Raw genomic sequence first — 12,706 nt, 5'->3', positions numbered from 1 at the left:
CGAGGGGCATGCGCAGCATCAAGCAGCCGGGCGCACCTGGCGCAGAACGCATCCAATGGGTGGAGGCGAGGGGACGCGCTTTCACGTTCATGCTTGAGGCAGGCGTGCCGCTGCTGGAAGCCGCACGCCGCGGCTTTGCGGGGGAGGGTTTTGCCGGCGGCGTGCTGAACTTCGGCCGCGGCACGCTCGGGCCGTTTGCCTATGTGATGCCGGCGCTGTCGAAGACCGGCGAGAACGCCGCGTTCTACAGCGAGACGTTCCGGCCCGAGGGCGTGACGCGCACGAAGCTCGGCCGCATGACGCTCGGCACGCGGGACGGCGCGCCGTTCTTTCATTGCCATGGGCTGTGGACCGAGGCAGACGGCAAGGCAAGCGGCGGCCATATGCTGCCGGACGAGACGATCGTGACTGAGCCGTTCGAGGTCGAGGCCTTCGGCCTCGACGGCGCGATGTTCACGGCCGAGCCCGATCCCGAGACCAATTTCAAGCTGTTCGGACCGGTTGCGGCTGCGAGCACTGGTGCGCGCACGACCAGCCGCGCCTTCGCGCTGCGGCTGCGCCCCAACCAGGACTTCGCTTTCTGCCTCGAAGGCTTTTGCCGCGAGCACGGCATTGCGCGCGCGAAGATTCATGGCGGCGTCGGCTCGACCATCGGCGCCCGCTTCACCCATGGCGGCGTGATCGAGCCGTTTGCGACGGAGCTTGCGGTGACCGCGGGTGCGATCGCGCCGGGCGCTTCCGGTGCGCTCGAGGCCGCTCTCGACGTTGCCCTGATCGACTACACCGGCGGCATCGCGGAGGGGCGTCTGATCCGTGGCGACAATCCCGTGCTGATGACCATGGAATTGGTGCTCGAGGTGTTGAGCTAATCTCGGCGAGCGATCGTCAGTGAGAACGTAGCTTGGCAATGGCCAAGTACGTAGAGTCACTTAGCCCCGAGCCGGATCCCTGAAAGAGATTGAGCAAGGGGGATTGTCCCTGACCGATGCTCTGGCCGTTTTTGACGTCATACATGGCGGAGAAACGGCCCAGCAGCTTTTCGACCTTCGCGGGATCGGAAAGATCTTTGATCTTCATGAATTTGTCCACGAACTTGGCCTGCTGGTCGATTGGCATCGCCGCCATCGAGTCAGGCAAATTGAAGGTGGTCCTGAACACCTCCGAAAGAGCCTTGTCGGCAAGGATGTCGTATGCGGACGTGATCTCCCCCGCCTTTCGCTGGAAATAGAGCGCCAGGCGCACGCCGGGATTCGTATCGCCCTGCTGCTGCTCGAGGCTTTGCTGGAGATAGTTCGCCTGTGTTTCCCGCAGCTGGACTTGCTTCTGAGGACCAACCATCGCAAGGCGCGCGACATTGCCCTTGCTGTCGAAATTGAACGACGCCGCGATCTCGGCAAAGCGATGATCGCTCTCGGTGTTCGCGAAGCTCTTTGGATTATTCAGATCGGACGCGAATATCTTCTTCAGATAGTCGGTGCTGACCTTCTTGGGGTCCAGGCCCTTGGCGACGAGAATGAAATCGACCATCTTCCGGTTCGCAAGCAGCTCGGAAACGCTGTCGATGCCTGCGATGGCCTCCTGATAGGACGTCGCGTCTTTCTGGGCCTGTTCCCGAACCGCTTTCTGCTGCTCAGGGCTTGCCTGTTTCAGCACTGCAATGACGTAGTCCTTCGCGGTCTGGAGGACTTTTGCCGAGTCCTGAGCCACCAAGGGGGTCGTCAGATTGCCCTTTGCGTCGAAGTTGAAGGCGCGCGCGAGCTCGACGTATCGGTTGTCCTTGAGCGTATAGACGAAGCTCTTGGGATCGCTGAGATCGCTTTCGAGGGCCGCCTTGACGGTGGCCTGCGAGACCTCTGCAGGATCGAGGCCGACGGCGCCCAGCGCAAAATCATACACGGCTGGAGTCGATACGAACGCCTGGACTGAATCGATCTTGCCGATCGCGTTTCTGAATTGAACGGTTGCGAAGGCCTCATTCAGGGGACTTGCCGCCGCATAGACGTCGGACTTGCTGTCGTCGAACCGCTTTGTCGTGAGCGTGACGTTTGCAGCAGTCTGCGCGGGCACACCCGACGGCAGCGACCCGTCAGCCGAAAACTCGAACGCGCCGGCCAGGTCTACAAAGCCACCTATCGTCGCGATCTGGTCGTTGAGGCTGGAAATGCTCTTCGTGTACGACTCCAGGTGATATTTTTCGACCAGGATCTGGACGTTCAACTGAGCCACGTCGGCGCCCGGTTGCGAGAGTTGGGCCGTGTAGTCGGCGATCTTCGTATTGGTGGCGCTCACGTCCGATTTGGCTTGAGCGAGCTGGGCGTTGAGGCCGGTCAACTGAGACGCGAAGGCGGTGTTGACGTAGCTGTTCGGATCGGATGGGTCGCTGCGCAGGACCTGGCTTATCGTGTCGGGCGGCCACTTGCTTTGATCGATCCCGAATGCCGAATAGACATAGTTGCGGAGACGATCGTTGTTCAGCAGCTGATCAGCACTGCTGATGCTGCCGATCTGGGCGCTGTAGTATTTCGTATCGTCCGCAAGTGCGTCGACCTGGCTCTTCTTGGTTGCCGTGTACAGACCGATCGTCTCGTCGGTCTGGTTCTCCGATTGCGCAACCGGCGTCGCAGTGCCGTTGAAGGAAAATGCCGCGGCAAACTCCCGGTAACGCTTGTCGACCAGCTTGTTGACAAAGCTCTTTGCGTCGGAGAGGTCGCTCTCCAGCACCTTTCTCATGAAAGCCTTGGCGTAGGCCATGTCTTCCAGGCCATACGCCTTCAGTGCGTAATGATACAGGCGATAATCCTTCATGAGATCATCGACGGTCTTCACCTTGCCGATGTTGGCCTTGTAATAGGCGGCCTCTCGCGCGACGTCGGTCTGCTGTTCGACCCGCGTCAGGGATTGCTTGAGATGGTGCGAAATGTAGTTGTAGCTGAAATACGTTGATACCATCGCGCATTCCTCGCGGCTTCTTACGGTCCTGGACGTCCGTCAATCATTGCCGGGTCGCGAGGTGGGGGCTGGCCTCATGCCAACAGATTGTCTCACAGCAACGTCTTCTTAAGGCGATTCTAGAGTACAATCTTAAGTTTTAGTTTGCGTCCAAGTGACGCGTGCCGAGTTTTGTTGCTGTATGTTTCTCAGATGCAGCTTTCGCGAAGATTGTGTTCCTGATATGTTCCGGCCGAAATATCGACCGGAGCGGGTTGGAAGCCGGGCATGAGCCGAAGAAGCAATCGCACGATCAACCTGCCGGCGCCGTATCTGAAGCGGATCTGGCTCGATCCGTCGCAGGTTCACGATCGCGAGGCTTATCCGTTTTGCCTGCCCATCTTCCCGGATGATTTCGAGCTCAGCTTCGACGCCGCCATCACGATCATCGTCGGAGAGAATGGCACCGGGAAGTCGACGATCCTCGAGGGTATCGCGGCGCTTGCCGGCTACGACGATGCCGGTGGCGGCAAGGGCTACATGCCGGTCGATCATTCCGACGCGCGGGAGAAGATGGGTGGCCAGCTTTCCAAGGCGTTGCGCGCAAGCTGGCTGCCGAAGATCACCAACGGCTGGTTTTTCCGCGCCGAGAGTTTTTTCTCGGTGGCGCGATATCTCGACAAGGCCGCACGTGATGCCGGCCAGGTCGGACCCGATTTTCTGTCGCATTCCCATGGCGAAGGTTTTCTGCGCTTCTTCGAAGAGCGCTGCCAGCGCCAGGGCATCTTCATCTTCGACGAGCCGGAATCGGCGCTGTCGCCGGCGCGTCAGATCGAATTCCTGAAGCTCTTGCGACGCATGGACGACTCCCGCATCTGCCAGGTCATCATGGCGACCCATTCGCCGATGCTGATGGCCTATCCCAATGCGAAGCTGCTGCGGCTCGGGAAATGCGGGCTGGAGCCGGTGACGGTGGAGGAGACCGACCATTACCGGCTGATGCGGGAGTTTTGTGACGACCCGCGGGGCTTCGTGGAGGCGACGCTGGCGGAATGATTGGGGGACGTCTGCCGCTTCAATGAGGCACGCGCATTGTTTTTCCACTCGCATCTGAATCGCGAACACACCTTCGCGGCCCCGCGGCATGAACTGCCCGAGCCTTGCTGTCGTCACCGCCCTCGAAAGTGCCGAGGGCGCAGGGAAGGCCGGGTGCCGGCTGGCACCCGCGGTCCGCTGTGCGCGAAATGCGCTGGAAGCAGATGCACAGCGGCATACAGGTGAAGCCGAACATCCGGCCTTCCCTGCGCAGTGGTTTTACGGCTTATGTCGTGATCTCCCCAGGGAGCGATGCACTATTGCCCCCGTCGCCTTGCGGATGGCTGACGCGCCCGCCCGGTCGGGCAGCACGTGTCACCGCAAGACTTGGCACACAGACCCCGGATGCCAGGACCACACGATTTTGCCGTACGCAGGCTGCACCGGTCGTGTGCGCGCGGGTCGTTGCTCACGGCGCGAGCCGCCCTGCAAACCACCTTCGCGCCGACGCCGCCTGCGTCCACCACGTCCCCTCCCGCGTGTCGTGACGATCGCGATACGCCCCTCGGACCGGGCTAGGATGGCCGAAACATGCGACATTTCCGAATTCGCGTAAAGCGAATTGTTTTGATCGGAACGGATTGACCCCGGCCTTGTGTGTTTTGCCCGTCGGGCAACGCAAGGGATGGCGTGGATGCGGGAGCGATCCCCGCCACAGCCGTGCCACGAACCGGTCTCCCCACGGCCCGAAAATGCGCTACGATGATCGCAGCGCGCCTCAAGTCGCGCAGATCCAGGAGTGAGGAAACGGTATGAGGATGAGAAGCGGAACGGCGGTCGCCGGGGTGGCGGCGCTGGCGGTGGCGGGGATGGCTCTGACGGCCGCATTTGAGCCGGTTTGGGCACACGGGCCGACCCGGCAGAAGGTGCGCGAATCCATCGAGATCAACGCAGCCCCGGCCAAGGTGTGGGCGGTGATCGGCAATTTCCAGGACATGAGCTGGCTCCCGCCCGTCACCAAGACCGAGGGCGAGAAGGGCAACGAGATCGGCGCGACGCGGCGGCTGACCCTGACCGGCGGGGCGACCGTGGACGAGGAGCTCTACAAGTTCGACGCGGCCGCCATGACCTATTCCTACCGGATCACCGCCGTGGACGTGAAGGTGCTTCCGCTTACCAACTATTCCTCGACGCTGACGGTGACGCCGAGCGCCGACGGCAAGGGCGCGACGCTGGAGTGGGCCGGCGCGTTCTACCGCGGCTTTCCCAACAACGATCCGCCGCCGGAGCTGAGCGACGAGGCCGCCAAGACTGCGGTGAGCGGGCTCTACAAGGCCGGCCTCGAGGCACTGAAGAAGAAGATCGAGAGCGGAAGCTGACCGTGCGCGTGCTGGTCCTGGCGGCGCTCGCCGCCAGCCTTGCCTGCCTCGGCAGCGCGTCCGCCGAGGAGGCCTTCGTCACCAACCAGCTCAGCGACGATCTGATGGTCGTGGACCTTGCCACCGCACGTGCGGTGGCAACCATCCCGATCGGCGGCAAGCCGGCGGGCGTCGCCGTTAGCGGCGACGGCCGCTTTGCCTATGTCACCAGCCCGGATGCCAAGGCGGTGACGGTGGTGGACGCGGCAACGCGGCAGGTGACGGGGCGGATCGAGGTCGGCGGCGGCCCGCTCGGCATTACCCTGGCGCCCGACGGCCGCACCGTCTATGTCGCCGACTGGTACGCCGCGGCGGTGCGGGTGATCGACGCGGCGAGCCGCAGCGTCACTGCCAGCATCGCGGTCGGCGCCTCGCCGTCGGGCCTTGCGGTAACGCCTGACGGCAAGCTGCTGCTCTCGGCGGACCGCGACGACGACAGCGTCTCGGTGGTGGACACGGCGAAGCGCGCGCGCAAGGCGGTCATCAAGGTCGGCACGCGCCCGTTCGGCGTCACCATCGATACCGATGGAAAACGCGCCTACACCGCCAATGTCGGCTCCAACGACGTCTCCGTGATCGACATCGCCACCGGGGCCGAGATCGGCCGCGTGCCGGTCGGGATGCGGCCCTATGCGGTGGCGCTGGCGCAGGGGCGCGGCTTCGTCACGGACCAGTATGGCGGCACCGTCAGCGTGTTCGATCTGGCGACGCTGAAGCCGGTGAAGCGCATCAATGTCGGCGACTACCCCGAAGGCATCAATGCAACGGCCGACGGCAAGCGTATCATCGTGGCCTGCTGGGAGAGCAACACGCTCGATATCATCGACACCACCGAACTGAAGGTGATCGGCGAGGTCAAGACCGGCGACGGCCCGCGCGCGTTCGGGGCGTTCCTGCGGAGGACGGAGTAGGGCGGGCAGAGGCGCGGCGGACAAGTCGCTTTGCCCACCCTACGGCACTTTCGACGCGGTGAAATCCCGCAGCTTCAGGAAGAAGTCCTTCAGGATCGGGTTGCGATCCACGTAGGTCACGTAGCGGATCGGATGCCGCCTGCGGTCGATGCTCCACGTCATCTGGTCCGTGAGGACCGGAGCGGGGATGATCACGCTCGGCGCCCACATGGGGTTCAGCAGCCAGCCGACCGGCGCCATGTCCCAGATCTCCTTGGCCCAGCCCATGTGGTCGGACGAATACTCCTTGAACCGCATCGCGAGGAATGCGCCGATGCTGCCATGCGGTTCGACGTAGCGCTCGATCTCCGGCACCGTGCTGTGGAGGCGCGAGGTGACGCCCTTGCACGGCACCAGCACGAGCGGCACGCCGCTGTCGAGCAGCACCTGCGCACCGCCGACATCCTGCTTGAGGTTGAATTCGATGGTGTCGGGCCATTCCAGCGCATGGCCGCCGAGCCAGACCACGACGATACGGTCGATGATGTCGGGTGCCTTCAGAAGGGCGGAGGCGACGTTGCTGATAGCGCCGATGGCGATGACGTAGAGCGGATTTTCCTGCGTGCCCGCGCGTGCCCGGGCGATGAGGTCGTCCACGGCGGGTGCCGTCCGCGCCGTCTTGCCTGGGCCGACATAGTCGGTGACGCCGCGATGAACCAGGCCTTCCGACGCGACGCTCAGACGCTCCAGCAGGCGGAGGATTTCCTGGTAGCTCAGCTCCATGCCGTGGCCGGGACTGTCCGCGCGCGCATTGAAGAACGGTGCGGCGTAGATCGCCTCGACCTCGAAGCGCTCCGGTGACAGCAGCATCTGCACGAGCGCGAACTGGTCATCGATCTCGTTATAGGTGTCGGTGTCGAGCACGACACGCAACCGGCCGACCGGCGGTTCCAGGAGCTTGAGGCGCACTGCGTCCGTGAGTGTCATTGCCGTCTCCCTGGGCCGTGCGTGGCGATTGCGGATCAGGCTCTCTGCGGAATCCGGCAGACCACTTCGGCAATGTCCTCCATCTGCGCGAACATGTGATCCGGCGCAAGCGCCCGCAACGCCGCTGGGGCCGCATAGCCCCAGCTGACCGCGCCGCAGGCGATGCCGACCGCGCGCGCCGCCTCGATGTCGCGCACCTCGTCGCCGATCGCGATGACACGGTCGAGCTCCACGCTGGCGCGCCGGATGACGCGGCGGAATTTCGCGGGCTTGCCGAATATCGACGCAGAGCAATCGAAATGCGCAAACAGCGCCGCGGCCTCGCCGAGCTTCTCGCGGGCATTGGCTTCGCTGTCGGAAGTCACCAGCGCGAGCTGCACGCCGTTCTCGGTCAGCGTCCGCAGCATCGTCTCGACGCCGGCAAACAGTGAAATCTCGCTAGCTGCCTCGGCCTTCAGCCGCCGCGCATGCCGCGCGATCGCCGGCAGCTTCCACAGCGGCACCTCGAGCCGGCTGAGGATCTCACGGCTCGAGGCATGCCGCAGCCCTTCGATGTCCTCATCGGCGACACGCCGAAAGCCGAAGCGGTCGGCGACGTCGTTGATGGTGCGCAGGAACCAGGGGAAGCTGTCGGCCAGGGTGCCGTCGAGGTCGAAGATGGCGAGGGAGTAGGGCATGGGGGAGTGGAAGTGTCGGGCGGACCTGCGCATCCGGTCCGCTGGCGACGCGCTGACAGATGCCATCGGAGATGCTAGATTAGGCTTCAGAGGTGACAGATGTCGGACCTACTGGCAAGGATTGCGGTCGATCCGCAGCCTATGCATGGACGCCCATGTATTCGCGATCTGCGCATCACGGTCGCCGACGTCTTGGGACTGCTATCCGCCGGACAGTCGCGCGACAGCATTCTCGAGGACTATCCGTATCTGGAAGAGGCGGATATCGACGCAGTGCTCACCTATGCCGCGCGTCAGGTTGACCACCCGATCATAGCGGCCAAATAGCTTGCTTTACCTGATCGACGCTCAGCTTCCCCCTGCACTCGCGGAAGCCTTACGTCGTGCTGGATACGATGCGGCTCATGTGGTCGAGTTCGGAATGGCGGCAACATCGACAATCGCGCGCTGGTGCGACAGTTTCTGAGCGCCATGCCGCAAATTGTCGAAGCCGTCGCGCGGGGCGAGGCCGTCATCGAGTTCGTCGGTGGTTAGTCATGGCAAGCGGGACCGAACCACAGTAGCGGCGAGGCTGCGCTACTCCGCCGCCTCGCTCGTGCTCCGCCGCTTCGGCTTCCTTGCCTTCTTCAGCACCGGCTCCAGGAACTTGCCGGTGTAGCTCCGCGGCGCCTTCGCGATGTCTTCCGGCGGGCCCCAGGCGACGATCTCGCCGCCGCCGTCGCCGCCTTCGGGGCCGAGGTCGATGACCCAGTCGGCGGTCTTGATGACTTCGAGATTGTGCTCGATGACGACGACCGTGTTGCCCTGCGCGACCAGCTCGTGCAGCACTTCCAGGAGCTTCTTGACGTCGTGGAAGTGCAGGCCGGTGGTGGGCTCGTCCAGGATGTAGAGCGTGCGGCCGGTGGCGCGCTTAGACAGCTCCTTGGCCAGCTTGACGCGCTGGGCTTCGCCGCCCGAGAGCGTGGTGGCCTGCTGGCCGACATGGATGTAGTCGAGGCCGACGCGGTGCAGGGTCTGGAACGTCTCGCGCACGCGCGGGACCGCCTTGAAGAAGTCGGCGGCTTCCTCGACGGTCATGTCGAGCACGTCGGCGATGCTCTTGCCCTTGAACAGGACTTCGAGCGTCTCGCGGTTGTAGCGCTTGCCCTTGCAGACGTCGCAGGTGACGTAGACGTCGGGCAGGAAGTGCATCTCGATCTTGATGACGCCATCGCCCTGGCAGGCCTCGCAGCGGCCGCCCTTGACGTTGAATGAGAAGCGGCCGGGCTCGTAGCCGCGCGCCTTCGCTTCGGGCAGGCCGGCGAACCATTCGCGGATCGGCGTGAAGGCGCCGGTATAGGTCGCGGGATTCGAGCGCGGGGTACGGCCGATCGGCGACTGGTCGATGTCGATGATCTTGTCGATATGCTCCAGGCCCTCGATGCGGTCGTGCGGGGCGGCGCCTTCGCTGGCATTGTTCAGCTTGCGGGCGATGGCGCGGTAGAGCGTGTCGATCAGCAGCGTCGACTTGCCGCCGCCGGAAACACCGGTGACGCAGGTGAACAGGCCGAGCGGAATCTCGGCGGTGACGTTCTTGAGGTTATTGCCGCGCGCGTTGACCACCTTGATGGTGCGGCGATGGTTCGGCGGGCGCCGCTCCGGCACCTCGACCTCGAGTTCGCCGGTCAGGTATTTTCCGGTGAGCGATTTCGGGTTGCGCATGATCTCGGCGGGCGTGCCTTCGGCGACGATGTGGCCGCCATGCATGCCGGCGCCTGGGCCGATGTCGAGCACGTAGTCGGCGAGACGAATGGCGTCCTCGTCATGCTCGACCACGACCACGGTGTTGCCGAGGTCGCGCAGGCGCTTGAGCGTGTCGAGCAGGCGGGCGTTGTCGCGCTGGTGCAGGCCGATCGAGGGCTCGTCCAGCACGTAGAGCACGCCGGTCAGTCCCGAGCCAATCTGCGAGGCCAGGCGGATGCGCTGGCTCTCGCCGCCCGACAGCGTGCCGGAGGAGCGCGAGAGGGTGAGGTAGTTGAGGCCGACGTCGAGCAGGAAGGTGAGGCGCTCGCGGATCTCCTTGAGGATGCGGCCGGCGATCTCGTTCTGCTGCTTGTTCAGCGCCTCCGGCACGGTCTCGAACCACTCGCCGGCCTTCTTGACCGACAGCTCCGAGATCTCGCCGATGTGCTTGGTGCCGACCTTGACGCAGAGCGCCTCGGGCTTGAGCCGAAAACCGTTGCAGGCGCCGCAGGGCACGTCGTGGAAATACTTCGCCAGCTCCTCGCGCGCCCACTCGCTCTCGGTCTCGCGATAGCGGCGGTTGATGTTGGTGATGACGCCCTCGAACGGTTTCTTGGTGTCGTAGGAGCGCACCCCGTCCTCATAGGAGAACTTGATCTCGTCCTCGCCGGAGCCATGGAGGATCGCGTCTCTCGTCTTCTTGGGCAGATCCTTCCACTTGGTGGTCAGCGTGAACTTGTAGTGCTTGCCGAGCGCCGTCAGCGTCTGCACGTAATAGGGTGATGACGATTTCGCCCAGGGCGCGATCGCGCCCTTGCCGATGGCGAGCTCCTTGTCGGGGATGACGAGGTCCTCGTCGACATGCTGCTCGACGCCGAGGCCGCCGCAAGCGGGGCAGGCGCCATAGGGATTGTTGAACGAGAACAGGCGGGGCTCGATCTCGGGAATCGTGAAGCCGGAGACGGGGCAGGCGAACTTTTCCGAGAACAGGATGCGCTCGGGTCCGCTCTTGTCGTGGATCTTCGCGGTCTTCTTCTTTTCCTCGGCCGGCGCGGCTGCGGGCGCATCGGCGAACTCGACGACGGCAAGGCCCTCGGCGAGCTTCAGCGCGGTCTCGAAGCTTTCGGCGAGACGCTGGCCGATGTCGGCGCGCACCACGATGCGGTCGACGACGACGTCGATGTCGTGCGGAAACTTCTTGTCGAGCGTCGGCGCTTCCGCGAGCTCATGGAAGGTGCCGTCGATCTTGACGCGCTGAAAGCCCTTCTTGAGCCATTCGGCGAGCTCCTTGCGGTACTCGCCCTTGCGGCCGCGCACGACCGGCGCGAGCAGATAGAGGCGGGTGCCCTCGGGCAGCGCCAGCACGCGGTCCACCATCTGCGAGACGGTCTGGCTCTCGATCGGCAGGCCGGTGGCCGGCGAATAGGGCACGCCGACGCGCGCCCACAACAGGCGCATATAGTCGTAGATTTCGGTGACGGTGCCGACGGTGGAGCGCGGGTTCTTCGAGGTCGTCTTCTGCTCGATCGAGATCGCCGGCGACAGGCCGTCGATCTGGTCCACGTCAGGCTTCTGCATCATCTCCAGGAACTGGCGCGCATAGGCCGACAGCGATTCGACGTAGCGGCGCTGGCCCTCGGCATAGATGGTGTCGAAGGCGAGCGAGGATTTGCCGGAGCCGGAGAGGCCGGTGAACACCACGAGCTTGTCGCGGGGAATCTCGACGTCGATGTTCTTGAGGTTATGCTCGCGCGCGCCACGGATCGTAATTGCGCGCAGGCTCGAGCCCGCGTTCTGTTGTTGGCGCTTCGCCTTGATCACTTCATCCATCCCGGTGTCCTCAGGGAATCCCAAAGACGCGCGGCCGCGCCAATGGTGAAGGCGCGCTTTGCCCGGAACCGGGATCGGCGCCGATGGGGTTGTCAGCGAACGTAGGAAGAACAGCGGCGGATTTCCAGTGGGACTTGCGAATCGTCAACGGATTGTTGGCGTGCTGGCGGCATCTGGCAGCAGCGGAGCACCGGAACGGCCTCTCGCCCCACGATTCCCTGACGGCTCGGCTGTCCGCGAAAACAAAAAGGCCGGCACAAGGCCGGCCTTTCGTAACGCGATCCCGTTGGAGGCGAAGCTCAGTACTTCGCGACGACGGGGCCGCCGAAGGTGTAGTTGAGGCGGACGGTGCCCATGTCGACGTCCTGCTTGATGCTGTCGCTGCGGGTGGCCACGCCGAGGAAGGTGAAAGTGTCGGTGTGCTTGCCCATGAACAAGTGGTTGTATTCGACCGCGACCGACCAGTTCGGAGCGAAGCCGAATTCGATGCCGGTGCCGACGGTCCCGCCCCAGCGCGTTTCGTTCGCGGTGTCGAGCGTAATGCCAGCCAGAGTGCCGCTGAACTTGTTGTGGGTGACGGCCGCGCCGCCCTTCACGTACCAGAGCACGTTGTTCCAGGCATAGCCGACTTGGCCGGTGAAGAGGCCGATGGCGTCGATCTTGGTATTGTTCACCAGCGGGAAGAGAGCGGCGGGAGCGCTGACGTTCGAGCCCTTCAGGTCAGCCCAATCGCCCTGGGCTTCAAGGCCGAACACCCAGCTGCTGGACTGCCAGCGATAGCCGATTTGGCCGCCGACGAGAGCGCCGGTCGCATTGTGACAGCCTTCAGCCGTGACCGGAATTGCGGCGACTCCGACGGCGGTGAGATCCCAGCAATTATGGCTCGAGCCGCCACCGGCGTTGCCGCCGATGTAGAACCCGCTCCAGTTGTAGATCGAGGCCACGGCCACGGGCGCCTTGGTGTAAGGGCGGGCCGCCAGGTCAGCCGCCGAGGCAGGAGCCAACGCGCTGAGCACGAGCAGACTGGCCGAAGCCAGCACAATTCTCTTCATTTCAAATTCCCCAGTTTCGTTTCTCTTCGTCGGCGAAAAGCAGCGGACCCAACGACCCGACTGATGTCATTGCTATACATTATTAAAGCCAAAGGTTGTGTCACCGAGGTGCCACACCTCTCCGAAAACGCTAGCGAGCGGCTGGATTGGATACTTGGGCGCGAACA

General features: G+C 63.8%; 11 protein-coding genes. 6 read left to right on the top strand and 5 right to left on the bottom strand.

Translation table 11 applies throughout. From position 1 onward, the window contains the following. Positions 1-8 precede the first annotated feature (8 nt). Positions 9-869, top strand: a complete 861-nt coding sequence (locus tag ACE10W_RS20815) for a PCC domain-containing protein (RefSeq protein ID WP_028171870.1) — start codon at positions 9-11, stop codon at positions 867-869. Between the two features lie 16 nt (positions 870-885). On the opposite strand, the gene ACE10W_RS20810 is transcribed toward ACE10W_RS20815, so the two are convergent. Beyond that, complete coding sequence (locus ACE10W_RS20810) at positions 886-2,949, bottom strand: DUF1217 domain-containing protein (protein WP_375761864.1); 2,064 nt, start codon at positions 2,947-2,949, stop codon at positions 886-888. Positions 2,950-3,216: 267 nt separating this feature from the next. Here ACE10W_RS20810 and ACE10W_RS20805 point away from each other — a divergent pair, with 267 nt between their 5' ends. The 3 genes from ACE10W_RS20805 to ACE10W_RS20795 all read left to right on the top strand — a co-directional run bounded on the left by ACE10W_RS20805 (position 3,217) and on the right by ACE10W_RS20795 (position 6,292). Then, positions 3,217-3,984: an AAA family ATPase gene (locus tag ACE10W_RS20805; protein ID WP_375761863.1), complete on the top strand. Its 768-nt coding sequence runs from the start codon at positions 3,217-3,219 to the stop codon at positions 3,982-3,984. Between the two features lie 791 nt (positions 3,985-4,775). After that, on the top strand, positions 4,776-5,342 hold the full coding sequence (locus ACE10W_RS20800) for an SRPBCC family protein (RefSeq protein ID WP_375761862.1): 567 nt from the start codon (positions 4,776-4,778) through the stop codon (positions 5,340-5,342). A gap of 2 nt (positions 5,343-5,344) precedes the next feature. Further along, a complete protein-coding gene (locus tag ACE10W_RS20795; protein ID WP_375761861.1) occupies positions 5,345-6,292 on the top strand; it encodes a cytochrome D1 domain-containing protein in 948 nt (315 codons plus the stop codon). A 39-nt stretch (positions 6,293-6,331) separates the two neighbouring features. Here the strand turns inward: ACE10W_RS20795 and ACE10W_RS20790 are convergent, their stop codons facing one another. Continuing rightward, the gene (locus tag ACE10W_RS20790; RefSeq protein WP_375761860.1) at positions 6,332-7,258 is read right to left on the bottom strand and encodes a nucleoside hydrolase; all 927 of its coding nucleotides are present in this window, start codon (positions 7,256-7,258) and stop codon (positions 6,332-6,334) included. Positions 7,259-7,293: 35 nt separating this feature from the next. Further along, complete coding sequence (locus tag ACE10W_RS20785; RefSeq protein WP_375761859.1) at positions 7,294-7,935, bottom strand: HAD-IA family hydrolase; 642 nt, start codon at positions 7,933-7,935, stop codon at positions 7,294-7,296. 99 nt (positions 7,936-8,034) lie between these two features. Here ACE10W_RS20785 and ACE10W_RS20780 point away from each other — a divergent pair, with 99 nt between their 5' ends. Further along, positions 8,035-8,262, top strand: a complete 228-nt coding sequence (locus tag ACE10W_RS20780; RefSeq protein ID WP_375761858.1) for a DUF433 domain-containing protein — start codon at positions 8,035-8,037, stop codon at positions 8,260-8,262. A 1-nt stretch (position 8,263) separates the two neighbouring features. Then, complete coding sequence (locus ACE10W_RS20775) at positions 8,264-8,401, top strand: DUF5615 family PIN-like protein (protein ID WP_157839442.1); 138 nt, start codon at positions 8,264-8,266, stop codon at positions 8,399-8,401. A 110-nt stretch (positions 8,402-8,511) separates the two neighbouring features. On the opposite strand, the gene uvrA is transcribed toward ACE10W_RS20775, so the two are convergent. Beyond that, positions 8,512-11,487, bottom strand: a complete 2,976-nt coding sequence (gene uvrA, locus ACE10W_RS20770; RefSeq protein WP_011087470.1) for an excinuclease ABC subunit UvrA — start codon at positions 11,485-11,487, stop codon at positions 8,512-8,514. A 299-nt stretch (positions 11,488-11,786) separates the two neighbouring features. Next, a complete protein-coding gene (locus ACE10W_RS20765; protein WP_011087469.1) occupies positions 11,787-12,539 on the bottom strand; it encodes an outer membrane protein in 753 nt (250 codons plus the stop codon). Positions 12,540-12,706: the final 167 nt, after the last annotated feature.

This window comes from Bradyrhizobium sp. B025 (assembly GCF_042257955.1).
Lineage (GTDB): Bacteria > Pseudomonadota > Alphaproteobacteria > Rhizobiales > Xanthobacteraceae > Bradyrhizobium > Bradyrhizobium diazoefficiens.
This window is presented reverse-complemented; position numbering and strand designations above follow the sequence as displayed.

What these genes read in the sequence shown, in the direction of transcription:
- ACE10W_RS20815 (WP_028171870.1), top strand. Translation starts at nt 9, where the DNA reads ATGCGCAGCATCAAGCAGCCGGGCGCACCTGGCGCAGAACGCATCCAA.
- ACE10W_RS20810 (WP_375761864.1), bottom strand. Translation starts at nt 2,949, where the DNA reads ATGGTATCAACGTATTTCAGCTACAACTACATTTCGCACCATCTCAAG.
- ACE10W_RS20805 (WP_375761863.1), top strand. Translation starts at nt 3,217, where the DNA reads ATGAGCCGAAGAAGCAATCGCACGATCAACCTGCCGGCGCCGTATCTG.
- ACE10W_RS20800 (WP_375761862.1), top strand. Translation starts at nt 4,776, where the DNA reads ATGAGGATGAGAAGCGGAACGGCGGTCGCCGGGGTGGCGGCGCTGGCG.
- ACE10W_RS20790 (WP_375761860.1), bottom strand. Translation starts at nt 7,258, where the DNA reads ATGACACTCACGGACGCAGTGCGCCTCAAGCTCCTGGAACCGCCGGTC.
- ACE10W_RS20785 (WP_375761859.1), bottom strand. Translation starts at nt 7,935, where the DNA reads ATGCCCTACTCCCTCGCCATCTTCGACCTCGACGGCACCCTGGCCGAC.
- ACE10W_RS20780 (WP_375761858.1), top strand. Translation starts at nt 8,035, where the DNA reads ATGTCGGACCTACTGGCAAGGATTGCGGTCGATCCGCAGCCTATGCAT.
- uvrA (WP_011087470.1), bottom strand. Translation starts at nt 11,487, where the DNA reads ATGGATGAAGTGATCAAGGCGAAGCGCCAACAACAGAACGCGGGCTCG.
- ACE10W_RS20765 (WP_011087469.1), bottom strand. Translation starts at nt 12,539, where the DNA reads ATGAAGAGAATTGTGCTGGCTTCGGCCAGTCTGCTCGTGCTCAGCGCG.